The sequence below is a fragment of the Hymenobacter ruricola genome, assembly GCF_015694525.1.
GTDB lineage: Bacteria > Bacteroidota > Bacteroidia > Cytophagales > Hymenobacteraceae > Hymenobacter > Hymenobacter ruricola.
Map to the genome: position 1 here is coordinate 82,854 of NZ_JADQDM010000002.1, position 24,346 is coordinate 107,199.

General features: G+C 61.8%; 20 protein-coding genes and 1 tRNA gene. 12 read left to right on the top strand and 9 right to left on the bottom strand.

Annotated elements, in window-relative coordinates; all coding sequences use genetic code 11:
* Positions 1-34 precede the first annotated feature (34 nt).
* From hisB to hisIE, 5 genes are all read left to right on the top strand, one after another.
* Complete coding sequence (gene hisB / locus I2H31_RS04375) at positions 35-1,135, top strand: bifunctional histidinol-phosphatase/imidazoleglycerol-phosphate dehydratase HisB (protein WP_196291796.1); 1,101 nt, start codon at positions 35-37, stop codon at positions 1,133-1,135.
* A gap of 70 nt (positions 1,136-1,205) precedes the next feature.
* Positions 1,206-1,793, top strand: a complete 588-nt coding sequence (gene hisH / locus I2H31_RS04380) for an imidazole glycerol phosphate synthase subunit HisH (protein ID WP_196291797.1) — start codon at positions 1,206-1,208, stop codon at positions 1,791-1,793.
* Between the two features lie 27 nt (positions 1,794-1,820).
* On the top strand, positions 1,821-2,537 hold the full coding sequence (gene hisA, locus I2H31_RS04385) for a 1-(5-phosphoribosyl)-5-[(5-phosphoribosylamino)methylideneamino]imidazole-4-carboxamide isomerase (protein ID WP_196291798.1): 717 nt from the start codon (positions 1,821-1,823) through the stop codon (positions 2,535-2,537).
* A gap of 15 nt (positions 2,538-2,552) precedes the next feature.
* Positions 2,553-3,308 (top strand): imidazole glycerol phosphate synthase subunit HisF, encoded by a 756-nt coding sequence (hisF, locus tag I2H31_RS04390; RefSeq protein ID WP_196291799.1) that lies wholly within the window; start codon positions 2,553-2,555, stop codon positions 3,306-3,308.
* Positions 3,309-3,328: 20 nt separating this feature from the next.
* On the top strand, positions 3,329-4,000 hold the full coding sequence (gene hisIE, locus I2H31_RS04395; RefSeq protein WP_196291800.1) for a bifunctional phosphoribosyl-AMP cyclohydrolase/phosphoribosyl-ATP diphosphatase HisIE: 672 nt from the start codon (positions 3,329-3,331) through the stop codon (positions 3,998-4,000).
* A gap of 49 nt (positions 4,001-4,049) precedes the next feature.
* Here hisIE and I2H31_RS04400 read toward each other — a convergent pair whose 3' ends face one another.
* The 5 genes from I2H31_RS04400 to I2H31_RS04420 all read right to left on the bottom strand — a co-directional run bounded on the left by I2H31_RS04400 (position 4,050) and on the right by I2H31_RS04420 (position 11,002).
* A complete protein-coding gene (locus tag I2H31_RS04400; protein WP_196291801.1) occupies positions 4,050-5,021 on the bottom strand; it encodes a hypothetical protein in 972 nt (323 codons plus the stop codon).
* A gap of 902 nt (positions 5,022-5,923) precedes the next feature.
* A complete protein-coding gene (locus tag I2H31_RS25600; protein WP_196291802.1) occupies positions 5,924-7,276 on the bottom strand; it encodes a tetratricopeptide repeat protein in 1,353 nt (450 codons plus the stop codon).
* Positions 7,277-7,278: 2 nt separating this feature from the next.
* Positions 7,279-9,924 carry a DNA gyrase subunit A gene (gyrA, locus tag I2H31_RS04410; RefSeq protein WP_196291803.1) on the bottom strand — a complete coding sequence of 882 codons (2,646 nt, stop codon included), beginning with the start codon at positions 9,922-9,924 and terminating at the stop codon, positions 7,279-7,281.
* Between the two features lie 145 nt (positions 9,925-10,069).
* Complete coding sequence (locus I2H31_RS04415; RefSeq protein WP_196291804.1) at positions 10,070-10,297, bottom strand: hypothetical protein; 228 nt, start codon at positions 10,295-10,297, stop codon at positions 10,070-10,072.
* 57 nt (positions 10,298-10,354) lie between these two features.
* Positions 10,355-11,002 carry an HD domain-containing protein gene (locus I2H31_RS04420; RefSeq protein ID WP_317192177.1) on the bottom strand — a complete coding sequence of 216 codons (648 nt, stop codon included), beginning with the start codon at positions 11,000-11,002 and terminating at the stop codon, positions 10,355-10,357.
* A gap of 183 nt (positions 11,003-11,185) precedes the next feature.
* On the opposite strand from I2H31_RS04420, the gene I2H31_RS04425 reads away from it, so the two are divergent.
* Positions 11,186-12,004, top strand: coding sequence for a phosphatase PAP2 family protein (locus I2H31_RS04425; protein ID WP_196291805.1), 819 nt, complete (start codon positions 11,186-11,188; stop codon positions 12,002-12,004).
* A gap of 132 nt (positions 12,005-12,136) precedes the next feature.
* Here the strand turns inward: I2H31_RS04425 and I2H31_RS04430 are convergent, their stop codons facing one another.
* From I2H31_RS04430 to I2H31_RS04445, 4 genes are all read right to left on the bottom strand, one after another.
* The gene (locus tag I2H31_RS04430; RefSeq protein WP_196291806.1) at positions 12,137-12,292 is read right to left on the bottom strand and encodes a hypothetical protein; all 156 of its coding nucleotides are present in this window, start codon (positions 12,290-12,292) and stop codon (positions 12,137-12,139) included.
* Positions 12,293-12,507: 215 nt separating this feature from the next.
* Positions 12,508-12,583 (bottom strand) — tRNA-Thr (locus I2H31_RS04435).
* 129 nt (positions 12,584-12,712) lie between these two features.
* A complete protein-coding gene (locus I2H31_RS04440; RefSeq protein WP_196291807.1) occupies positions 12,713-15,193 on the bottom strand; it encodes a DUF349 domain-containing protein in 2,481 nt (826 codons plus the stop codon).
* Between the two features lie 91 nt (positions 15,194-15,284).
* On the bottom strand, positions 15,285-15,842 hold the full coding sequence (locus I2H31_RS04445; protein ID WP_196291808.1) for a YqgE/AlgH family protein: 558 nt from the start codon (positions 15,840-15,842) through the stop codon (positions 15,285-15,287).
* Positions 15,843-16,076: 234 nt separating this feature from the next.
* On the opposite strand from I2H31_RS04445, the gene pdxH reads away from it, so the two are divergent.
* From pdxH to I2H31_RS04475, 6 genes are all read left to right on the top strand, one after another.
* Positions 16,077-16,727, top strand: coding sequence for a pyridoxamine 5'-phosphate oxidase (gene pdxH, locus I2H31_RS04450; protein ID WP_196291809.1), 651 nt, complete (start codon positions 16,077-16,079; stop codon positions 16,725-16,727).
* A gap of 118 nt (positions 16,728-16,845) precedes the next feature.
* Positions 16,846-18,180 (top strand): DUF1015 domain-containing protein, encoded by a 1,335-nt coding sequence (locus I2H31_RS04455; protein WP_196291810.1) that lies wholly within the window; start codon positions 16,846-16,848, stop codon positions 18,178-18,180.
* Positions 18,177-18,770 (top strand): Maf family protein, encoded by a 594-nt coding sequence (locus tag I2H31_RS04460; protein ID WP_196291811.1) that lies wholly within the window; start codon positions 18,177-18,179, stop codon positions 18,768-18,770. The genes I2H31_RS04455 and I2H31_RS04460 overlap by 4 nt, the downstream gene beginning before the upstream one ends.
* Before the next feature lie 12 nt (positions 18,771-18,782).
* Positions 18,783-20,564: a hypothetical protein gene (locus tag I2H31_RS04465; protein ID WP_196291812.1), complete on the top strand. Its 1,782-nt coding sequence runs from the start codon at positions 18,783-18,785 to the stop codon at positions 20,562-20,564.
* Between the two features lie 104 nt (positions 20,565-20,668).
* Positions 20,669-22,534, top strand: coding sequence for a hypothetical protein (locus I2H31_RS04470; protein ID WP_196291813.1), 1,866 nt, complete (start codon positions 20,669-20,671; stop codon positions 22,532-22,534).
* 20 nt (positions 22,535-22,554) lie between these two features.
* Positions 22,555-24,342, top strand: coding sequence for a hypothetical protein (locus I2H31_RS04475; protein ID WP_196291814.1), 1,788 nt, complete (start codon positions 22,555-22,557; stop codon positions 24,340-24,342).
* Positions 24,343-24,346 lie beyond the last annotated feature (4 nt).

Here is a 24,346-nt window from a genome sequence, read left to right on the forward strand (position 1 = left end):
CATTCTCTGACTTTCCTTCAAATCCTCAACAACGTTGAAAAAGGCCCTCTTCATTGACCGTGACGGCACCATTCTCGTCGAGCCGCAGCCCAGCCAGCAGGTTGACAGCCTGGAAAAATTTGCCTTCCTGCCCGGTTGCATCAGTGCGTTGGCGCGCATCGCGCGCGAACTGCCGGAATACGAGTTGGTGCTGGTGACCAATCAGGACGGCCTCGGCACCGAAAGCTTCCATGAGGAAACGTTCTGGCCGCCGCACCGCCTGATGCAGGAAATTCTGGCGGGAGAGGGCGTCCGTTTTGCGGCCGAGCACATCGACCGCAGCTTTCCGCACGAGGGCCTGCCCACCCGCAAGCCCGGCACCGCTCTGCTGACCAACTACCTCGACCCGGCCAACGGCTACGACTTGCTGAACTCCTACGTCATCGGCGACCGGCTCACGGACGTGGAGCTGGCCGCCAACCTGGGCTGCCAAGCCATTCTGATAGGAGAGGAGTCCGACGCGCGCGCTGCACTCACCACCACTAGTTGGGAAACTATCTACCATTTTTTGCGCTATCCAGCCCGCGTCGCTGTGCTGGAGCGTAATACTAACGAAACCCAGATTGCTGTGCGCCTTAACCTGGACGGCCGAGGCCAGACCAACATCAAAACCGGCCTCGGCTTTTTCGACCACATGCTGGAACAGTTGGGCCGGCACAGTGGCGTGGATTTGTCTATAAGTGTAAACGGCGATTTGCACATTGACGAGCACCATACCATTGAAGACACAGCTTTGGCCCTGGGGTCGGCCTTCTCACAGGCGTTGGGCGATAAGCGGGGGTTGGCACGCTATGGCTTTTTGCTGCCCATGGACGAAGCGCTGGCCCAGGCGGCCATCGACTTTTCGGGCCGCCCCTGGCTGGTGTGGGATGCAGAATTTCGGCGGGAGTTGGTAGGGGATATGCCCACAGAGCTCTTCTTCCACTTTTTCAAATCATTTACGGACAACGCCAAGGCCACGCTCAACATATCCTGCCGCGGCGAGAATGAGCATCACAAGATAGAATCCATTTTCAAAGCCGTGGCTAAGGCCATCAAAATGGCGTTGCAACGGGATGAGTCAGGCGCCATTCCCAGCACGAAAGGAATTCTGTAGTACTTTTCACAATTGTGATAATTGGAGTTTATGAGCTCTGGGCTAAAACAAATGTGTTAATCTGATTGAAATGGAAATTGCAGTAGTGGATTACAAAGGCGGCAATGTCCAATCGGTGCTGTTTGCACTGGAGCGGCTGGGGGCAGTCGCTACCCTGACTTCTGACCCGGAAATTCTGCGTAAGGCAGATAAGGTGTTGTTTCCCGGCGAAGGCGAAGCCGCGTCGGCCATGGCGGCGCTACGGGCCGCTGGCCTCGACCAAGTCTTGCCCACGCTCACGCAGCCTTTTCTGGGCATTTGCCTGGGCATGCAGCTTCTGGGCGTACACAGCGAAGAAAACGATACGCCCATGCTAGGGCTGCTGCCCTTCCGGGTTAAACGCTTTGCGCCCGATGCGCAGCACAAAGTGCCCCACATGGGCTGGAACAACCTGCAAAGCCTTCAAGGCCCCTTATTCACGGGCTTGTCGGCGGCCGACCACGTGTACTTTGTGCACAGCTATTACGCCCCCGTGGGGCCGTATACCATCGCCGAAGCCGCGCACCCAGGGGCCTTCAGTGCGGCTGTGCAGCACCATAATTTTTACGGGGTTCAATTCCATACCGAGAAAAGCGGCGCTGCAGGAACGCGCATTCTGGCCAACTTTTTGGCGCTTTAACTCTTACCGTCTCTTTTCGATTTTCCCGTGGAAATAATTCCCGCCATTGATTTGCTGAACGGCCAGTGCGTGCGCCTAAGCGCGGGCGACTTTGCGCGCCAGACCGTGTACGACGCCGACCCCGTGGCCGTGGCCCAGCGCTTTGCCGACGCCGGCGTGCAGCGCCTGCACCTCGTTGACCTCGACGGCGCCCGCGCGGGTCACCCGGTGAACCTGGCCGTGCTTGAAGCCATTGCCCGCCGCACCTCGCTGCGCGTGGATGCCGGGGGGGGCATTCAGACCGAAGCTGCCCTGGAGCAGGTGCTGGCGGCCGGCGCGCAGCACGTCACGGCCGGGAGCCTGGCCGTGCGGGACCCCGCGACCGTGAAAGCGTGGCTGACCCGCTTTGGTGCCGACACTATTTTTCTCGGCGCCGACTTCAAAGACCAGCACATCATGATAAACGCCTGGGCCGACCAAAGCACGCTGACGCTGGCAGATTTTATCAGCGGCTACCTACAAGCCGGAGGTCACACCTTTATTTGCACCGACGTGAGCAAAGATGGCCTGTTGCAGGGACCCTCTTTTGCCCGCTACGCGCAGCTGGTACAGGAATTCCCCGGGGCGCGCTTCATCGCCAGCGGCGGCGTCACCACCGTCGAAGACCTGGAAAAGCTGGCCGGGGCCGGCTTGTACGGCGCCATTATTGGCAAAGCCTTGTACGAGGGCACCATCGCCCTGCCCGATTTGCGTCGGTTCTTATAATCACTCTTTGCTGACATGGTAAAAAAACGCCTGATTCCCTGCCTGGACGTCCGCGACGGGCGGACGGTGAAGGGCATCCAATTCGAAGGCCTGCGCGATGCCGGCGACCCCGTGGCGCTGGCCGCCCGCTACGCACGGGAAGGGGCCGACGAGTTGGTTTTTCTCGACATCACGGCCACCAACCAACGCCGCCAGCCCCTGACCGACCTTGTGCGCGACGTGGCCCGGGTGCTCGATATTCCCTTCACCGTGGGCGGCGGCATCAGCACGGTGGCCGATGTGGAAGCCTTGCTGTTGAGCGGGGCCGACAAAGTGTCCATCAATTCGGCGGCCTTGGCCCGGCCGGCGTTCGTGGCGGAACTGGCCCGGCGCTTCGGCTCCCAGTGCATCGTCGTGGCCGTTGATGCCCGCCTGGTGGGCGCGGAGTGGCAGGTAATGACACGCGCGGGCACCGTGGCCACCGGCCGCCAAGCCGTGGCGTGGTGCTGCGAAGCGGCCGACCTGGGGGCCGGCGAATTGCTGCTGACGTCCATGAGCCACGACGGCACCAAAGCCGGTTTCGCCCTTGACCTTACCCGCGCCGTGAGCGACGCGGTGCCCGTGCCCGTTATTGCTTCTGGCGGCGCTGGCCAGCCCGCCGATTTCACGGCTGTTTTCCAGGTCGGTGGCGCCGATGCCGCGCTGGCCGCCAGCATTTTTCATTTCAACGAGACCTCCTTGTCGGTGCTCAAGCACTACCTGCACCAAGCGGGCATACCCATTCGGCTGTAATCAGCCCCTTTCTTAACGCCATGAACAGCCCTTCTTCCGCTGCTCCCGCTCTGCGCTTTGACCCGGTAACCGGGCTGGCGCCTGCCATTATTCAGGACGCCGCAACCGGGCAGGTCCTCATGTTGGGCTACGTGAACGAGCTGGCGTGGGCACGCACGCAGCAGGAGGGCCGGGTAACGTTCTTTTCCCGTTCCAAAAACCGGCTTTGGACCAAAGGGGAAAGCAGCGGCAATTACCTGTCGGTGGTGAGCACCCACGTCGACTGCGACGCCGATACCGTCCTCATCCGGGCCGTGCCGGCCGGCCCTACTTGCCACCGGGGCACCACCAGCTGCTTCGAACAACCCCATCAACACGCTTCTCCCGCGGCCCCGGTGGGTTTTTTAGGCGCTCTGGAGCGCCTGATTACCGAGCGGCACCAATTTCCTGAGCGGGCCCCACAGTCCTACACCGTGTCTCTTTTCCAGAAGGGCATGGCTAAAATCGCCCAAAAAGTAGGAGAGGAGGCCGTGGAAACGGTCATTGACGCCGTGACGGGCCAACGCGAAACCTTAAAGGGCGAAGTGGCCGACCTGCTCTACCATCTGCTTGTGCTGATGGTCGGGGCCGGCGTTTCGATGGAAGACGTGGTGGCGGTGCTGGAGGAACGCCACCGCTTGCCCAACACCCGGCACCTGACCGAAGGCCAGTAGACGGCCATTGCCGGCGGTCGTCGAACTTCAACGACCGCCGGGGCCCATTTTATTTGGCTCTAAACTGGCGTCTAATCTTCTCCAGTAGCGCCATGGCAATGATGATGTCTTCCTCTTCCAAAATGGACAGCACGCTGTTCACGCCGGGCCCGCTCACTTGCAGTTGGTACTGCACGGGGGCTGCGTGGGCCGGCGTGGGGGGCATTGCAGCGTCGTTGAAGTGTGGCGTTGGTGGCTCAGCTTGGCGATGAGTTTCCTGGGTGTTTCCTTGCGCAGCCAAGTGCTCGTGGGGTTCTGTTTCGGGGCCCGCGCTGGTGGGTGTTTCCGGCGTGCTGGGTAACGGCGGCAACAGGCCGAATAAACTGGCGATGGCATCGGAAGCAGGTTGTGGCGCCGTCGTGGGAGCTACGTAGGCAGAAGCTTGGGCCGGGGGCGATTCCATGGCGGGAGTGGCGATGGGAGGCTCCGCGTCGGGCGATGGGCGGAATAGGTTCGCAGCAGGCGTTGGGCTCGCTAATTCTCGCCTGGTTGGTTGTGTCGCGGCCAACGCATCTATATCAGCCACGATGTTGCGTTCGTCGAGCAGTCCAACCATCCGGCAGCCTTCCACAAATGCCTTAGCCACTCCCTGGGCGTTTATTTCTTCGACGCCAAATTCCCGGATGAGCATTACGTCAAGCATCTGCACGGGCAATTCCCGTGAGCGAAACTTGCGGCACAGTTGCGTAAACAGTGGCGGAGTCAGGAAAGCCTCTCGGTGGAAGAGCAGTTCTTCTTTCTTGTCATAAGCGTGTTTTATGCGCTTAAATAAGGTCGTGGTGCTGAGCAGTTCTCGTTTGCTGGTCATGAGGCCAAACTTGACTGCCGAGCCAATAATGGCCTTAAATGACCCGCTGACTTTGCGGTTTAGTTTTCGGGCGGCCGTGTCGATGGCACATTTTCCGCCAGTGTCATCCACAATTTCTGCCAGTTCCCACGCGCCAGCGTATGATGTCCGGGGGTAGTCAATAAGCTTGGGCATTTTAGTTCAAAAGGTTGGGGTATGTACTTTCTTAGGCATACCGATAAAAAGCCGATTAGGATTCAAAGTAAAAAAAAGTTTAAAAAATAATAAGAATTTTGTGCCATTTTGGACTTTATTAGCTCATTGCTGTGTTGGGGTCGAGTGAATGCAACAGGATGCAGTCTAAAGTCTTTAATATGGTATATAAATTTAGCATGTATAATTTGTCTCTGCAAAATGTATTGAAATGCCAATTGGAAAGGTACTTCAGGTAGGAGCGGAGCCTGTAACTTAGATGGCTCAGCTTCCTAAGTTTCGGTTATACTAAACTGAAATTTTTCTGAACTCCACTTGAGAGTAGCAGGTACTAAATAGTATAAATTTTTAACTTAATTTATTGCTTTTTATTACTTGAAAATATTTTCGCCTGGGCAACTGCCCTGGGATTAAGCAAAACACCGCCCCAAGCCAGCTGATGATATTTTTTCCCATCTCCGGGCAATTATTGCCGGTGACCGGTATTTGCGGTAATTGTTCATAAGCGAGCAACAATACTGTAGCACACACGGACCATTGCCGTTGCTAAGCGTAACAACCGCTGTGTTGGCCGGAACTCTGTTTTCGGACACACAAATTGACCTAACGGTTTCTAGCTGGCTAGCGACTTCCGTGGCTGCTAACGCACCTTGGAAATGAAGCCCACCGCTGCCTAATTCCTAAAGCTAGCGCACCTGCCCGCTTTGAAAAGTCTTGTTTGGAGCAACAGCGCCAAGCCTTGAAAACAACCACCAAACAAGGACGAGAACTAGTCTTATAATTTATATTATGTTAAATAAAAAATATTATAATCCGGCACGGGCATGAAAAAGCCCATCCAAATACTGGATGGGCTCTCCTACTCAGATGAAGCTTTAGGGAACTTACTTCCTTAAAGATTGCAGCTTGGCATTCATTTTTTCCGCATCCGCATTACGCCCCACAGTAGTATAAGCTTTCTGCAGCGAACTCAACACCGCCACTTCATTTGGCGACACTTCAAGGGCTTTCTCAAAATACCCTATTGCTTGCTCCACAATTTTTTTGCCGTCGGCTTCCATCTTTTTGCCACCAGAATTCTGATAGGTCTTCAAATCCATTTTCCTGGATTTGTTCACCAATTCAATGCCGCGGTTAAAATCGTGCACTCCCAGGTTGTATTGCGCATCGAAGTTCTTTGGGTCCAGCTCAACCGCCTTGCGGTAGTCGGCCAACGCCAAGTCGGTTTTTTTCTGCTGGTCGTACAGCGAGCCCCGCACCGCGTACAGATTCGAATTACCCGGGTCGGAGGCAATCGATTTGGTAATCTTCTCCAAGGCGTCACCGCCTTTGCCGCTTGCCAGCGTCATGTTCAGGTCTTCGAGCATGAACGTTTTATTGGTTGGGTAAGCCGCCAACGCCTGCTTAAGCACCGCCGCAGCTTCGGCGTCGTTCTTTTCAGACCTGGCCATTTGGAGCAAACGCGAATACAACGTCACCGACTTGTAGTTCATGCCCAACAACTGGTTGTAACTGGCCTTTGCGCCCGCAAAATCCTGCTTGGCTTCGTAGGCATACGCCGAATACAGCACCGCCGTGGTGTCCTGCGGGTTCAGCTGCGACGCCAGTTTGTAGCTAGAAATAGCTTTGTCGTACTCCTTGGCGTTGTAGCTGTTCACCGCATCGTTGAAAGCAAAGCCGTACAGGCCCGACATTTTGGCCACGGCCTGCTTACCAAATTCCCCCGTTTTGGTGTCAAGCTCAACGGTCTTGGCATACGACTCGTAGGCTTTCTGCAGGCCCTCGCCCGGCTGCAGCTGCTTGGAGTAAATGGGGCTCTCCAGCATGCCCTGGTAGATTTCGCCCCGCGTGTACCAGGTTTTGGCTTTCCCGCTGGTCTTTTCGTTCACAATGGCTTTGTCGATGTCCGTTCGGGCTTTGTCGAGCAAGCCCGAGCGCTGATTGAGGATGGCATTGGTCACGGCTGAAGTCTGGGCCGAAACCACCGCCGGCAGCCCGGCAACCAGGGCCACGCCCGTGGCAAGAGTCAAAAAAGTCTTCTTCATAAAAGTTGGGAATGTGCTCGTGGAAAGCGGGAGCCGACATTTTAGGTTAAAAACACCACCCGCCGAGCGAAAAAAATGGAATGAGTGCGTGTGAAAATCCGAGGAAAGCTCAGCCGAAACGCATCTGGCCCTTCTTCGGTTCGCCAAAAATAAACGGGCCGGCCCAAATGGACCGCCCCGCTCCTCTTCCACGACTAGGCTTCGTCGTCGGACTCGTCCGAATCTTCGTCTTCGTCCGCCTCGTCATCGGCGTCTTCCTCTTCGCTCAACTCTTCGTCGAACTCATCGGCGTCTGCCAAGTCAGCAGCCGGCGCGGCGCCGGACGGAGCACCATCGGCAGCAATAGCGCCTTCGGCCAGGGACGCCAGCGTTAGGTTAGCGCTTTCGTCTTCCTTGTCTTCGGCTTCTACTTTGGCCACGGAGGAAATTTCGTCGTTGCCGCTAATCTTAATCAGCCGCACGCCCTGGGTAGCCCGGCCAATGGTGCGTAGGTCGCTCATCCGCAAGCGAATGGTGATGCCCGATTTATTGATAATCATCAAATCGTCGCCGTCGTTCACGTCCTTGATGGCCACCAGATTGCCGGTTTTCTCGGTAATCTTCATGGCCCGCACGCCCTTGCCACCGCGCTTGGTCACGCGGTATTCTTCCAGCTGGCTGCGTTTGCCAAAGCCGTTTTCGCTCACCACCAGCAGTTCCTGCGTGGGGTCGGCCACGCACACCATGCCCACCACGCGGTTGCCCGGCACGTCTTCGAGGCGAATGCCGCGCACGCCAGCGGCCGAGCGGCCCATGGAGCGGGCCTGGCTTTCGTTGAAGCGCACGGCGCGGCCGGTGCGCGAGGCCAGAATCACCTCCGCATTCGGGGCAAGCAGTTGCACGTCCAGAATCCGGTCGCCTTCGTTGATGGTGATGGCGTTGATGCCGGCCGTACGAGGCCGCGAATACGCCTCCAGCGGGGTTTTCTTCACGGTGCCCTGCTCGGTGCAGAACATCAGGTAGGTGTTTTCGAGGTAGTCCGGGTCTTTCAGGCCGCGCACGTTGAGCACGGAGCGCACCTTGTCTTCGCGTGGAATCTCGATGAGGTTCTGAATGGGCAGGCCTTTGGTGGCCTTCCCTCCTTCCGGCACTTCGTACACCTTGAGCCAGAACACGCGGCCCAACTCGGTGAAGAACAGCAGGTACTCGTGCGTAGTGGCCACGAATAAATGCTCCGTAAAGTCGTCCTTTTTCGAGAGCGCCCCGCGCGAGCCGGCTCCTCCCCGACCCTGAGCCCGGTATTCGTCCAAGTTGGTGCGCTTGATGTAGCCCTCGCGGCTGATGGTGATGACCATGGCCTCGTCGGCAATCATGTCCTCGGTCGAGAAATCGCCGCCCTGGTAGTTGATTTCCGTGCGGCGGGCATCGCCGTAGCGTTCCCGGATGTCTTCCAGCTCGGTTTTGATGATGCCGCGCTGCAGCACCTCCGATTCCAGCACCGACTTGAGGTAGTCGATGAGCTTCATCAACTCGTTGTACTCGGCCACGATTTTGTCGCGCTCCAAGCCGGTAAGGCGCTGCAGGCGCATGTCGAGGATGGCGCGGGCCTGCACTTCGCTCAGGGCAAAGCGCTCGATGAGCTGGCCACGGGCCACTTCGGGGTCGCGCGAGCCGCGGATGAGGGCAATGACCTCGTCGAGGTGGTCGAGCGCAATGAGCAGGCCTTCCAGGATGTGGGCGCGCTTCTGAGCTTCGGCCAGCTCGTACTTGGTGCGACGAATGATGATTTCGGCGCGGTGCTCGACAAAGTAGTGGATGAGCTGCTGCAGGTTCAGCGTCATGGGGCGGCCCTTCACAAGGCACACGTTGTTGACGCCGAAGGAGCTTTGCAGCTGCGTTTTCTTGAACAGGTTGTTCAGCACCACGCTGGCCATGGCGTCCTTCTTCAGGTCGAAGACGATGCGCATGCCGTCGCGGTCCGACTCGTCGCGCAGGTCGGAAATGCCTTCCAGCACCTTGTCGTTGACCAGCGCGGCGATTTTCTCAATCATCGCCGCCTTGTTCACCATGTAAGGAATCTCGGTGATGACGATTTGGTCCTTGCCGGTTTTACTGGTTTCAAAGGTGTGCTTGGCCCGCATCACGATGCGGCCGCGGCCGGTTTCGAACGCCTGCTTCACGCCCTCGTAGCCGTAGATGAGGCCGCCGGTGGGAAAGTCAGGCGCCGTGACGTACTGCATGAGCTCGGCCACCGTGATGTCGGGGTTGTCGAGGTAGGCAATGATGCCGTTCACGACTTCCGTCATGTTATGCGGGGCCATGTTGGTGGCCATGCCCACGGCAATGCCCGAGGTGCCGTTCACCAGCAGGTTCGGGAACTTGGCGGGCATCACGCTGGGCTCTTCCAGCGAGTCGTCGAAGTTGGGCTGAAAGTCGACCGTGTCCTTGTCGAGGTCGCCCAGCATTTCGTCGGACAGGCGCTTGAGGCGGGCTTCGGTGTAGCGCATGGCGGCCGGCGAGTCGCCGTCGACGGAGCCAAAGTTGCCCTGGCCGTCCACCAGCGGGTAGCGCAGGCTCCAGTCCTGGGCCATGCGCACCATGGTGTCGTACACGGAGCTGTCGCCGTGCGGGTGGTACTTGCCCAGCACCTCGCCCACGATGCGGGCCGATTTCTTATAGGATTTGTTGTATCCCACGCCCAGCTCGCTCATGCCGTAGAGCACGCGCCGGTGCACGGGCTTGAGGCCGTCGCGCACGTCGGGCAGGGCCCGGGAGATGATAACCGACATCGAATAGTCGATGTAGGCGCCCCGCATCTCGTCTTCGATGTTAATCGGGATGATTTTTTCGCCTTCCGCCATTGAGGTGGTTGATAGGCAGCTGAAAAAATGGCCTTAAAAAGGACTTTTTAGCCGCACGGTGAATGGTTCTTTATACGCACGCGAAGATACGACAAAAAGGCCACAACGGCAAGCGCTGTGGCCTTTTTTGGGGCATTGAGTAGGACTATTTCAACGTCTTGCTCTTGTCCTGCGGATTCTTCCCGCCCTTGGGGTTGTAGGTCTTGATTTTTTGCCCAATGGCCGGGTTCTGCATTTTCCAGAACGGCTGCCCGTGGTACTTCACACCGCTGTGCAGGTGCACCTTGCGGGTGTGGCACGACTCGATGGGGCACGTGCGGCAGCCCACGGCCAGCAGCAACAAACACGGAAATAAGCGGAACAGCAACTTCATAGCGCAAAGGTAGCGGTTGGGAAGGGCGAAGAACGAACGGCCCCGGCAAGGCCTCGCTCAGTCATTGCCCGCCCACTCGGCCAAAAACTGCGCCACAAAGGCCTCCATGTAGGCGTGGCGTTGGGCGGCCACCGCGCGGGCGGCGGGCGTGTGCATGCGCTCTTTCAGGTGCAGCAGCTTCTCGTAGAAGTGGTTGAGCGTGGGCGCCGTGTTTTGCTGGTAGCTGGCGAAGCTCTCGTGGGCCACCGGGGCCACGGCCTCGTCGTGCAGGGGGCGTCCTTTGTGGCCACCGTAGGCAAAGGCCCGGGCGATGCCGATGGCCCCGATGGCATCGAGCCGGTCGGCGTCCTGCACCAGGGCCGCTTCGATGGAGGACACCAGCGTGGCCACACCGAGGCCTTTGAAGGACACTTCCCGGATGATGGTTTCGACGCGGGCAATCAGGGTTTCGGCCGCGCCCTGGCTGCGCAGCCACTCGCGGGCCGCGCGCGGGCCGGCTTCGTAGTCGCCGCCGTGAAATTTCCAGTCGGCAATGTCGTGCAGCAGCGCAGCCAGCTCAGTCACTTCGGGGTCGGCTTCGGGCGAGGCCTGGGCCAGCCGGCGGGCCATGTGCCACACCCGGCGGATGTGCGCCCAATCGTGCCCACTGCCTTCGCCGGCAAACTTATTCTCAATAAATCGGGCCGTGTTTGCAATCAGTTCCACAGGAAAAAAGAATTGTAACGCGTAAATCAATAGCGGACTTTGTGCTTGACGCCTGCCAAACCACCAAGGCAAAAGTACAGGCCCCGACGTACCTCAGCCGCGGGCAAATGCCAACGGACGTTCCTTCTTGGCCCGGGCGGTCCGTAATTCGTGCTTTAAATCCCCATTTAATAGAATTGGCATATGCTTTCCCGCCTTCAGCACCTGCGTATCCTCGCCTTATTCATGCCCTTTGGCCTGCTGGCCCCGCCCCTGGCGGCCCAAACGCCCCAGGCCACGCCTGTGCCAGCCGACACCCTGCACAAATACCAGGACCCGGTCGGCAGCGTGCCGGCGAAAAAACCTTTTCTGAAGAGCAAGGTATTCCGGGCCGCCATTGTGCCGACGGTGCTCATCGGCTACGGCGCCAGCACCATCAACGGGCATGGCTTTTATAGCTCTTACGACGCGAAAAAGGACATTCGGCGCGTGTTTGGAGATTACCGCAACCACATCGACGACTACCTGCAATGGTCGCCTTACCTGGAGGTGGGCGGCGTGCTGCTGGCCGGTGTGGAATCGCGCGATGACCGGGTCAACTTGGCCCTCATTGTGCTGAAAAGCGAGGCCATCATGCTTTCCTCGGTCTACATCATCAAGACCCTGGCGGGCGTGGAACGGCCTGATGGGTCCGACAACCTCTCGTTTCCGTCGGGGCACACGGCGCAAGCGTTTCTGGCGGCCAGCATCGTGCACACCGAGTTCAGAGACAAAAGCCAGTGGTACGGCATCGGGGCCTACACGCTGGCCACCAGCGTGGCGGCTTTCCGCATGATTAACAACAAACACTGGGAGTCCGACGTGGTGGCCGGCGCCGGCGTGGGCATATTGTCGGCGCACGTGGCCTACCTGACCCACCGCAACCGCTGGGGCCGCCAGCCCATCAGGCGCGACGTGAGCGTGATGCCCCTCTGGAGCCCGGCGGGCGGCACCGGCATCAGCCTTACTTGGCGCCCCCACTAGAGGGGGCGGCCGGCACCAGACAGGCCAGCGCTAATCAATGGCCTTTTTTGGATTGCCTGTCACTGGCTAAGTAAAGGAGCCCCAGAGAAATACAATACCCCTGCTGCCTGGTGGGGACGAGGTTACTTGCCGTTACATCCTCCACCCGAGCCAGTCGGCCAGATACAAGCCGCCCGCCACGACAGCCACGCCCACCGCGACGACCGCTGTTGTCACGAGACCTATGCTCACCAACCAGACCCAGGCCGGCACCTTATCAATCCAGTCCTTGGCTCCAAAGAAACGCATGGAGCCAAGGTAGCACACCCATCCGCGTGGGAAGTGGCGGCGGAAGGTTTCACGGCCCAACCGATAAGCAGACCTGGCAACTCACGGTTTTCACAGCAAAGCGGACCTCTTCATTACCGCGATATGAGGTGCACTCATCCTTTGAGAAAGCAGCTACAGGCACACCACGAAAAACCCCCATGCAAACACGTGATTTGCATGGGGGTTAGATTACCTGGAGCCGCCTGTCGGACTCGAACCAACGACCCTCTGATTACAAGTCAGAAGCTCTACCAACTGAGCTAAGGCGGCAAAGTGGTGCCACAAAAGTACGCCCGGCCCAACACTTATGCCAGCGTGGCCCCGCCATTTCCCAGAAAAAAGTGGCCCGGCGCAATTTGCGCCGGGCCACTTTCTGCTTTTGTGCCTTAATCCCAGCCTTTAGCTGCGAATCATTTTCAGCTGCTTTTTAAGGGCTTCGATGCGCTTCTGGCCTTCGGCAATGCGGCCCTGATATTCTTCGCGCAGCTGGTTGGCATTTTTAGAGCGGGCAAAGAAGTCCAGATTGGTTTGCAGGGTGGCGTGGTCGTTTTCCAGCTCGTTGATTTCCTTGCGCAAGGCCATTTCCTTGCGGGTGAGTTGCTGATGCGCCTGCGGGCGGGCTTTGAGGCGGCCCACTTCCACCTGGAACAGCAGGTCGGTGCGGTCAGCGTAGCTCAGGCCGGGCACGTGGTCGAGGTACTTGCCCAACAGGGTGAGCAGTTGCTCTTCGCTGCGGTCCGAGGTGCCGTGGCCGGTCTGGTCTTCGGTGCCATCGAACTCGGCCACCCAGGCAGCCAAGATTTCCCGGAAGCCTTCCAGCGAGCCGGGGGCCTCGGGCGACAGGGCATTCACCTGCTCAGCAATTTTATCGAGGTGCGCCGTTTGCTCTACCGACGACTGCTGCACTTTTTCTTCGCGCTGGCGGGCTTCCTGCTTGGGGCGCTCAAACACGGCGTCGCAGGCGGCGCGGAAGCGGTGCCACAGCTTGTCGGCCAGTTTGTCGGGCACGCGGCCCACGTCCTTCCACTCCTTCTGCACCCGGATGATGGTCTGGCGGGCGGCGTCGTGGTCGGGGTTGTTCTGGGCTTCTTCGGCCTGGTCGATGAGAGCCTGCTTGGCTTTCACGTTCGCCGACTTCTCATTATCCAACGACTTGAAGAAGTCGTTTTTGCGGTTAAAGAACGCCTTGTAGGCGGCCCAGTACTGCTTGTTCAGGGCATCGGCCTGAGCGCGGGGCACCAGGCCCGCCGCTTCCCATTCAGCCTTTATTTCCTGCAACTCGTCGGTTTTGGAGCGCCACAGGTTCACGCGGTCGGTATCAAACGTAGCGAAGGGCAGCACGCGCTCCAGCAGGGCCTGCTTCACCACCAGATTGGCCTTCTCCACCGTCGAGCGCTGGTCCACGAACTCCTTGCGGCGCTGGTGCAGCACGTCGGAGGCGGCAATGAAACGCTGCCACAGCGGCTCGCGCTGGTCGTTCGGCACGGGCCCGATGTTCTTCCAGTCTTCGTGCAGCTTGGTGAGCTCGTCTAGGGCTTTGTTGATGCCGGGGGCCTGCGCCAGCGCCTCGGCCCGCTTAATCAGGGCTTCTTTGGCTTCGAGGTTGCGGCGGCGGTCCAGGTCCTTCATTTCGAGGAAGCGGCCCTGCTTGCTGTAATAAATATCGAGCAAGCCGTGGTAGGTATCCCAAATGGCCTGGCTGTCGGACTGCGGCACGGCGCCGGTGGCTTTCCACTCGGCTTGCAGGGCTTTGAGCTTGGCCGAGCTGTCTTTGGTTTCGGCCGCTTCTACCAGGCCGCGCAACTGGTCGAGCAGCGCACGCTTTTTCACCAGGTTATCGCCGCGGCTGGCGTCTTCGGCCTTGGCGTCTTTGGCGCGGTTTTCCCGGAATTCCTGCAAGGCTTTGTTCAACTCCTGCTGGCCCTCGGGCTGCTGGAAAGCAAAAGCTTCCGCGCCTTCGCCGCCTTCGGCAAACTTCTGGCGGGCGGCGCTGCGGGCCAGGCCCACGTTGGCTTCGTACTGCCGGGTGAGGTCCTGAATCTGCTTGCGGTTGCGGCCGGCGTCGGGCCGGCGGAGCAGGCCCACCAGGTAAGCGGCCTGAGCCGGCAGGTCAAGCGTTGTAAAATCAGGAGCCGGCGTTTCGGCTGCGTCCGACTCCGCTCCTTCCGAGCCGCCAGCCTCGCCGGTGGGCTCTTCGCCCGCGTCGATGGCGTCCACGTCGGCCGGGGCGGCGTTCAGGGGCGTTTCTTCGGAAGTGGGCAGGTGCGCCACGCCTTCGGGGGCCGACTCTAAATCGGCGGCGGTGTGCAGGGCCACGGTGGGCTGCTCGGGCGAAGTGCTTTCTACCGTGGCAGCTTCGCCCGTGCCGGACAAGCTGGTTTCCGGGTCGGCGATGGGGGCCGGGGCCACGCTCGCAATTTGCTCCTGCGCGGGCAGGGCTTCCGGCTCCGGCGTCACGGCCGGGGCTTCGGCCGAGCCGGCAGCCATTTCGGCGCCGTAGTGCGCCACGGCGCGGGCCTGCGGGGCCGACATGTCGTGGCCGTCCGTCGTCACCGCGTCGGCCACGTGCGTGGCGGTTTCCTGGGCGGCGCTGGCTTCAGGGGTGCCGGGTGCGGGGGCGCTGCCCGGGGCGGGTGCAGCCGGGGCTTCGGCAGGCGCCTCAGCCGTGCCGGCACCTTCGGGCTGGCCGGCGGGCACGGCGGGCGGGCCCTGGGCGGGCCGCTCCGACTGGGTTTCGCCCGGGGCCGCATCCGGGGCGCTAGGCTGGCCGGAGCGGCTCTGGATTTCGGCCAGGCGGCGTTGCAAAATCGTCATCCGGTCTTCAGCCGACGCATCGGCGCCGCCGGCTTGCGGGGCAGTGGGGTTTTCTTCAGCAGCCATAAAACTTCGTAAAAGCCAGCCCCACACCGGGGGCCAGAGTAGCGCGCAAAAAAAGGGTGGAATGAATCAAATCTTTAGCCCCGGAAGGCCATTAGTTCAAACGGGGGTCGACGGGATAGTTGGCCAGAACTTTGAACCGGCCGCCTTTTTCCCGCAGAATGTCCCGCCAGAAGGCATCAGATGCCAAAGTAAACACTTTCCCGGCGCTTGCGGGGTGCCGTATCCAACTCTGCCCCTGCATTTCGCCGGCCAGCTGCCCCGCCGACCACCCCGAATAGCCCGCAAACAGGCGCACGTCGTCGCCCGCCACCACGCCGCTGCTCAGCAAACCCAGCAGCAGTTCGAAGTCGCCGCCCCAGTACACGTCCTGCCCCAGGTCGATGGCGCCCGGCAGGTCGGCCCGCCGGTGCAGGTAGTGCAGGGTGTTGGGCTCGACCGGCCCGCCCACGTACAAGGGCAGCTCCGCAACCGTGCTGCCGAACTGCGGGGGCAGGTCGAGCACTTCGCCCAGCGTGAGTTGGGTGAGGCGGTTGAGCACCAGGCCGAAGGTGCCGTCCTCGGGCTCGTCGCGGCAGAGCAGCACCACGCTGCGTTCAAAGTTGGGGTCGCCAAGAAAAGGCTGGGAAATAAGCAGGGTTCCGGGACGCATAACGGGCTGATTTTAGGGAGGTGGGCGCGGCGTGAAGCCAGTGCGGCCGGGTAAACCGGCGCCGGCCGGCGCGCCTGCTTTTAAGACGGTTGTAACTTGCGGCGCCAGCGTCGTCCTGCCGCCGCCGTACGGGTTAAGTAAGACTGCCGCCGCGCCAAAAATGTTCCTTTTTGGCTTGTACGTAACCAACCGCCGAATGCTCCGCCTGGCGGGGCCCGCCCACTGTTTTGCCGAATGACTGATTCCCAACTGGCCGACCTTCGCCAAACCTACGCCCAGCGCACGCTCTCGGAAGCCGACGTGCTCCCCGACGCCGTGGCCCAGTTTCGGGTGTGGCTCGACGAAGCCCTGGCCGCCCGGCTCGACGAGCCCACCGCCCTGACCCTGAGCACCGTCGGCGCCAATGGGCAGCCGTCGTCGCGCGTGGTGCTGCTCAAAGGGCTGCCCGACAACGCGGGGTTCCTGTTTTACACCAACTACGACTCGCGCAAGGGCCAGGAGCTGGGCGCCCACCCGCTGGCCGCGCTCAACTTTTTCTGGCCCGGGCTGGAGCGGCAGGTGCGCGTGGAAGGGCGCGTCGAAAAGGCTCCGGAGGCGCTTTCTACCGAATACTTCCAGAGCCGGCCGCGCAGCAGCCAGGTGGGCGCCTGGGCTTCGCCCCAAAGCCAGGTAATCGGCAGCCGCGAAGAGTTGGAAGCGCGCGAAACGGCCATTGCCGAGCGGTTTGCCGCGCAGGACCCGCTGCCGCGCCCGCCGCACTGGGGGGGCTTTATTTTGCGGCCCGAGCGCATCGAGTTCTGGCAGGGCCGTCCCAGCCGCCTGCACGACCGCATTGTGTATGAGAAAGCCGGCCGAGACTGGCAGCGCAGCCGGCTGGCGTCGTGAGGTTTTATGTAACAATAAGCATTTAACCAGTTAATAATTGGCAATTGAGCTAACGTACCTGTTAAATGATAAATGTTAGTTGTTAAATGAATGATTGTTTACTGTTACACGACACGTTTTGGCTGAAATTCAACCCTTGCGCGGCTGGCGCTACAACCCGAGCCTGAGTGCCGACATCGACGCCTACGTTTCGCCTTTGTTCGACGTGGTGTCGCCCAAGCAGCGCGAGGCCCTGTACCAGAACCCGCTGAATTCGATTCACTTATCGGTGCCGCGCGGGGATGACGCAGCCGAAAGTGCGGCGCGGCGTCTGCGGGAATGGAAGGCCCGTGGGGTGCTGCGGCAGGACGAACTGCCGGGCATTTACGCCTACTACCAATACTTCCGGCTGCCGGGCAGCCCGCGCGAATATTGCCGGAAGGGCTTCATGTGCCACATCCGGGCCTACGACTGGGATGAGGACGTGGTGCTGCGCCACGAAAACACCCTGCCCGCCTCCGTGAACGACCGGGCCGAGCTGCTGGCCCGCACCCAGTTCCAAACCAGCGCCACGCACGGCCTGTACCGCGACGACGATTTTGAGCTGGAACAGTACCTGGACGAAGCCATGCGCGCGCCACTGTACGAAACCGTGGAGGACTACCAGGGCGCCCGCGACGTGCTGGCCGTGATTCAGGACGCGGCCATCGTCCGGCGGTTTCAGCAGGTACTCGCCCACCGGGAAGTCATCCTGGCCGACGGCCACCACCGCTACGAAGGCTCATTGGCCTACCGGCAGGCGCGGGAAGTGGCCGCTGGGGGCACAGCCACCGGCCACGAGCCGTGGAACTACCACCTCATGTACCTCACCAATTCGGCCGCCGACGACCTGCGCATTCTGCCTACGCACCGGCTGCTGCTCGACCTTCCAACGGGCGAAACCATGGCGGCGCTGCTGCCGAAGCTGGCGGAGTACTTCGTGGTGACGGCCAAGGAAGACGCCAACGACCTGCCCGAAATAATTGCCGGCAAGCCCTGGGCCTTCGGCCTCTACGCCAGCGGGCAGGCCTACAAGCTGCGCCTGCGGCCCGAGGTGCACGCCCGGCTGGACTGGCCCACCACGCCACAGGTGAAAGCCCTGGACCTGACGGTGCTGCACTTCTTTGTGCTTCAGCAGGTGCTGGGCGTCGTCGGGCCGGATGCGCAGCGGGCGTGGCCGGGCGTGGCCTACGTGCGCAACTTTGCCGAATGCCTGCAGCGCGTGGACCGCGGCGAGGCAGCGGCCGCTTTCATCGTGAACGAAGTGAGCATGGCCGAAGTGGAAGCCGTGTGTCATTCGGGCGCGGTGATGCCGCCCAAATCCACGTTTTTTTACCCCAAAACCATTGGCGGCTTCCTCTTCAGCAGCATTGCCGACGAAGAAGCCCGCAACGAATTCGTTCCTTTTTTCCACGCTTCTCCCCTGCCCTCGTGAACCTGATTTTAGCTTCCAACTCGCCCCGCCGGCGCCAGCTGCTAACGGACCTGGGCTTGGCTTACGAAGTCCGTCTGGTGGAAGTGGACGAGGACTTTCCGGCCCACCTGCGCCGGGCCGAGGTGGCCGAATACCTGGCCGCCCGCAAAGCCGCGGCCTACGTGGCCGGCCTGGCCCCCGACGAAGTGGTGCTGACGGCCGACACCATCGTGTGCCTCGACGAGGACGTGCTCAACAAGCCCGCCGACGTGGCCGAGGCCACGGCCATGCTCACCCGCCTGCAGGGACGGGCGCACGACGTGTTTACGGGGGTATGCCTGCGCTGCGGCGACGGCCGCGAAATCATTTTTTCGGACCAGACCACGGTGCATTTCCGGCCCCTCAACTCAGCCGAAATCGCCCACTACATTGCCACGGCCCGGCCCTTCGACAAGGCCGGGGCCTACGGCGCGCAGGACTGGATTGGCATGGTGGGCGTCACGCGCCTGGAGGGGTCGTACTTCAACGTGATGGGCCTGCCGGTGCACCGCGTGTGGGCCGAGCTGGAGGCGCTGGGCGCGTTGCCGGCATTGGGCCCCGGCCGTTCTTAACCGGGCTTCGGAATGCGCATCGTACTGCTAGTCGCGGCGCTGGGTGTGCTGGGCACCAGCGCCTTGCTCGTATTGATTTATGGGACGGCTGGCTATGCCGAGATTGCCGCCTTGCGCCAGGTGGCCTACTTTGAGTTTCATGTGGACGGGCCGGTTTATCTGGCGCTGGGAGTTACCCCGGCTGCTTATGCCCAGTTCCGCCTGGGCCTGCTGCTGGTGCTGGGCGGCAGTCTGGCCGGCACGGCATATTTGCTTGGTCGCAGGGCTTTTCGGCTGGAAGGCCGGCGACTTATTCGGGAGCTACGCGGCGCGGTGCTTGCCCTGCGGCGCACGGTGGCGGCCCGCTCAAGGGCGGAATTGGGACTGGCCGGGGGGCTGCTGCTCGCTTTGGGCGGGGTGCAGCTGGCGTGGCTGGGCATTGATTCGCTGAGCCCCGACGAGCTGGTTTCTTACGACGCGTTTGTGCACCAGGGACCGGTGGCCATCACCGGCTACTACCCCATCCCCAACAACCACATGCTCTACAACCTGCTGTGCTGGGGGCTAAAGCTGGCCTTGCCGGGCCAGGTGCAGGCCATCATGCGGCTGCCGTCGTTCCTGATTAGTACCCTAGGCACGGTCCTGAGCTACGCGCTGCTCACTTATTTCCGTTCTTTTCGGGTAGCCACGGTGGTCACGGCCTCGTTCGGATTCAGCGAAATAGCCGTTGGCTACGCCGCGGCCGGGCGGGGCTATTTTCTGCAGTTGGTGTGCCTGCAGTTCGCATTTTTTGCCGTGCTCACGCTGCTGACCCGGCCGCGCGGCCGGCGCCTGGCCTGGACGGTGTTCATTGGCAGCTGCAACGCGGGGCTTTATGCCGTCCCCACGTTTGCGGTGCCGGCACTGGCCCTGGGGCTGGTGTTGCTCGGGGCCGGGGCCACGTTCACCGGTCGGCGAAGGGCCTATTTTCTGGGGCAAGTGCTGGCGACAGGCTTAGCCATTGGGGGCCTTGCGGCGCTGCTGTACTGGCCGGTGGGCAGCATTTCGGGGTGGCCCCGGCTACTGGGCAACCGCTACGTGGCATCCCAATCCCTGGCTGATTTCCTGCTTTTCGGCAAAAATTACCTCTACGATACCGCGGGCCTGCTCTATGGCCAGCCCCGGGCGGCCCTGGTGCTGTGGGGCGCCGTGGTGCTGGGTGCGCCGGTGGTGCTGGCCCGGCCGGGGCAGCTTGCCGCCACCCGTTGGCTGGTAGCGGCAAGCTGGGCGCTGGTGGCAGTGCCGGCCGCTGTCATGGTGATGAAAAGGGTATTCATTCCCGCCCGGGCCCTGCTCTACACCACGTATTTCCTGTACCTGCTCGTGGCGCTGGCCATTGATTACGTCTGGCAGCGCTGGCCGCGGAAGTGGCCCGCCCGGGCTGCGGCGGGGGCCGTAGCGGCAGTGCTGGTGCTGAAGCTGCTGGCCCTGGGCGCGCAACTGCCCGTGTTGTGGCAAAGCCGCGCCCGCGCCGCCACAGCGGTGCAGGCCTACCAGTGGCTGCAGCGGCGGCCGGCTGGCCCGGTGTTCATCGGGGCGCCTTACTACGGGCTGCTGTTCTACCATTTCGGTCTGCTTGATAATCGGCCCTTGCCCATGCGGTACCGGCACCGCCCCGGAGAGTACTTTCGGTACGTGGTGATGCCGCAGGGCCAGCCGCTGCAGCCGTCGGAATGGGCACTAAATCCGGCATTACGGGTCCGGTATCAGGATGAGTTGGTCACCATTTACGGCAACGCCACCCACAAAACCGCGACCCGGAAGGCCATTCCTTAACCCATCCAAACCGGCGCTCTGTTTCCTTTCAACCATTTTGCGGGGTCGCACTTTTATTTCCGAAACGGCCCATTGCCATGTCCCCATTGCTTTTTTCTAATTCCGTGTCCGGCTCCGTACCAGAAGCTCAGGTGCCAAGTGCCGGCCGCGAAGCGCTTTCGCAGCCCGGCGGGCGCTTCTTTTTACTGGTCGGGCTGGGCTTGCTGGCGTTGTGTGCGGGCTACGCGGCGGCCATCCTGCACAGCACGCCGTGGGCCGAAGCGCGCGGGCTCGACGCCATTTTCCCCTTTTATGCCTGGCGCACCCGGCCCTTCACCGCCGGGGCGCTGGCGCGGGCCTGGCAGCTGCTAGGGGGCGCGGCCGCTGCGCTGGGCCTCCTGGCAGCAGGGCTGGCTGCCGGAGCCCCGGGGCGGCAAGAGCTTCGCGCGTTGGCCCGGCAAGGGCGAGCCATGAGGCACTCCTTGGCTCAAACGGCGGCTTCGCTCACGCCCCGGCAACGGCGCTTGGCCTGGTGGGGGTTCGCCGCACTCACGGTTTTGCGCGCGGGCCTCAGCCTGGCCTCGGTCACGCCTGAATACGACGACGCGGCTTCCTACACGCTGTTTGTCAGCCAGGGTTTGTTCGTCACGGCCAGCTACTACCCCATTCCCAACAACCACGTGCTGAGCAATGTCCTGAGCTGGCTCTTCTATCAGGTGAGCCCCAACTTCTGGTGGACCATGCGCCTGCCGGTGCTGCTGACAACTTCGGCGGCCACGGTGTTGTGGTTTGTGGGTTTCCTGCGCTGGCGGGTAAAATTCTGGCCGGCGGCGCTGGCGTTGCTGCTGTTCAGCATTTCCAAGCTGAGCATCTATCATTCCTCGGTGGGCCGCGGCTATTGGCTGCTGACGGCCCTGGCGGGGGTCATGTTTTTCGTAACGCTGGCGTTGGGTGAAAACACCCGGCACCCGCGCGCGGCCTGGGCCTTGTTCATCCTCAGCGGCGTGCTGGGGGCCTACACGGTGCCCACGTTTGCCGTCGTCATTGCTTCGGCCGGCGCGTGGCTGGCCTGGCAGTTTATCCGGCAAAAAGCCTATGCAAATTTGCTTCGGCTGCTGACGGCGGGGCTGCTGACCGTGGCGGCCACGCTGCTGCTGTACTCGCCGCTGCTGTTTGTGTCGGGCCCGGCCATCTTCTTTGGCAACGGCTTCGTGGCCCCGCGCCCACTTCCGGAATTTGTGGCCGGGCTGCCGGCCTACCTGTGGGAAAACGAAGGCTTTTTGGCGGGTCAGATTAAGGCCGGGGCTGTGCTCACCATCCTCGGCCTTGCGCTGGCGGCGGTGCTGTGGCGCCGGGCCCGCCGGGGCCAGTTGCCGGCGGCGCAGGCGGCGCCGTGGCTGGGGCTGGCCCCGGCGGCGCTGTGGTTTTGGGCCTTTCCCTACGCGGTGCTCATGGCTCAGCGCGTGTTTGCGCCCGGCCGCACGCTGCTCTACAAGGCTATCTTCTTCTTTGTGCTGCTCGCCATGGGGGTCGAATGGTTGCTGGAACGCCCAAAATTCCGTCAGTGGCGAGCCCTGCGGCCCGGGCTTGCCGTGGCGGCACTGGTTTGGACCGGCTATCAATTCGAGTCCTTGTGGCGCGACAACCGCATTCCCCACCAGCACAACGCCGATTACCACGCCGCTTTTGCCTGGCTGGCCCGCCAGCCGCGCGGCCCCGTGCTGGTGCCCGAGCCCACCCACAGCATTTTCCTGCGCCTGTACTTCCGCTCCGAGCTGCCGGCCCAGTCCTGGCAGTTGGACGGCCGCCCCGCGCCCGGCCGGGCTTACCCCTACGTGGTGGCCTTTCCCGACAAGCGCGGCTATTTTCAGCCGAAATTCACCTACGCCCCGGCCTACCGAAACCGCGAGGTCGAAATCTACCGGGTGCCGGTGTCAGGGCCGCCGCCCGCCGGCCTGCCGCCTTACTGGTACCTGAACGAAGACCTATAACGGCTGAGCGCTGCCGCCTGATGATGCCCGCTTGGCCCCGTTTTTTTGCCCTGCTGCTTTCCGCCTTACTGGCTTGCTGCGCCGGCTACGCGGCGGCGGTGCTGTACTCCACCGAGTTGGCCGGAATACGGGCGGTGTACCATATTTTTCCGTTCAACAACTGGCACCTTAGCGCGTCTACCACCGCCCTATTGCCGATGGTCCGGCAAGGGCTGGCGGCTGGTTCGCTACTGCTGGCGGGGCTATTTGGTGCTCTGGCGTGGCCGGCGGCAGGCCGTCGCGACGTGGTTGGCTTGCGACTGGAAATCAGCGCTGCTACAACCGGCTTGCTCCGGGGCTGGCGTGAGTTACGCAACCGGCAAAAGGGCCTGGCAACTGCTTTGCTGACCTTGCTGACCATAGTACGGGTGTATTTCAGCTTCGCCAATCCGGAGTACGACGACGCCGTGTCGTACGAGCTATTTGTGAGCAAGGGGCTGGTGGCCACCAGCGCCTATTACCCCCTCCCCAATAACCACGTCCTCTCGAACACCGTCAGCATGCTGTTTTACCAGGTTAGCCCTGGTTTTTGGTGGAGCATGCGGCTGCCGGTGCTGCTGCAGAGCACAGCGGCCACGGTGCTACTGTTTGTGGGTCTGGTGCGCCGCACCCGCTTTCGGGTAGCACTGGTGGCCGTGGGCCTGTTCTGCGGGCTGCAGCTTAGCTTGTACCACGCGGGCGTGGGCCGGGGCTACTGGCTGTTTATTCTGCTGGCCGTGGTGGGGTTTTTCAGCACGCTGGAGTTGGGCCGCCCGGGGGGCCGGCACCGGGCCGCCTGGCTGGGGTTGGTGCTGGCTGGCGTGCTGGGCACCTACACCGTGCCTCCGTTTCTGTACGTGCTGGCCTCGGCGTACTCCTGGCTGGGACTGCGCCTGCTGCGTCGGCGCGCCTGGGCCGAAGCAGGGCCGCTGGTTGTCGCTGGCCTCGGCACCGTGGCCGGCACCGCGCTGCTGTACGCTCCGCTCATGCTGATTTCGGGCGGGAAGGCGTTGGTGGCGACTAACAACGTGGGCCCAATGGGACTAGACGCATTCTGGGCAGGCCTGCCAGGCTATCTGTGGCACACCGAAGGCTTTCTGGCCGGCCAGCGCACCTTGGGCGCCCTGCTAACCCTGCCCGTATTGGCCCTGCTGGCCTGGCTGTGGCGCCACCACCAAACCAACCAACCGGACGAAGACCGGGCGCACGAATTGCGGCAGGTGGGCGGGCCCGCGCTGTGGTTCATGCTGCTGCCCTACGCGGTTATCCTCGTGCAGCGGGTGTTTCCGCCCGAGCGCGTGATGCTCTACAAGGCGGCGTTTTTCTTCCTGCTCACGGGCCTGGTCGTGGACTGGGCCCTGGCCCGCTGGTCGGCCAAGGAACTGCCCTGGCTGCGGCCGGCGCTGGTTGCCCTGGCCGTTCTGTTTGGCACCTACGAAACCTACAGCGTGGTGCGCGTCAATCCGGTGGCGCGCAGCAACGACGCCGCTTATCGCGCCGGCCTGCACTGGCTGGCCGCCCAGCCGCCGGGCGCCGTGCTGGCGCCCGAAGTAACCCACAACCTGTTCCTGCGCTTTTACGCCCACACCGAGGTCCGCGAGCGGGCCTGGCACATCGACCACGACCAGCGGCCCGGCATCCGTTACGCTTACGTGGTGGCTTTTCCCGGTAAGCGCGGCTTTTTCCAACCCCTGTTCCCCTTTCCGCCCGCCTTTCAAAACGCCGAGCTGGAAATCTACCGGGTGCCGGCCACCTACCCGCTCGATTCCAAGTCCTGGCGGCACAACTGAGTCC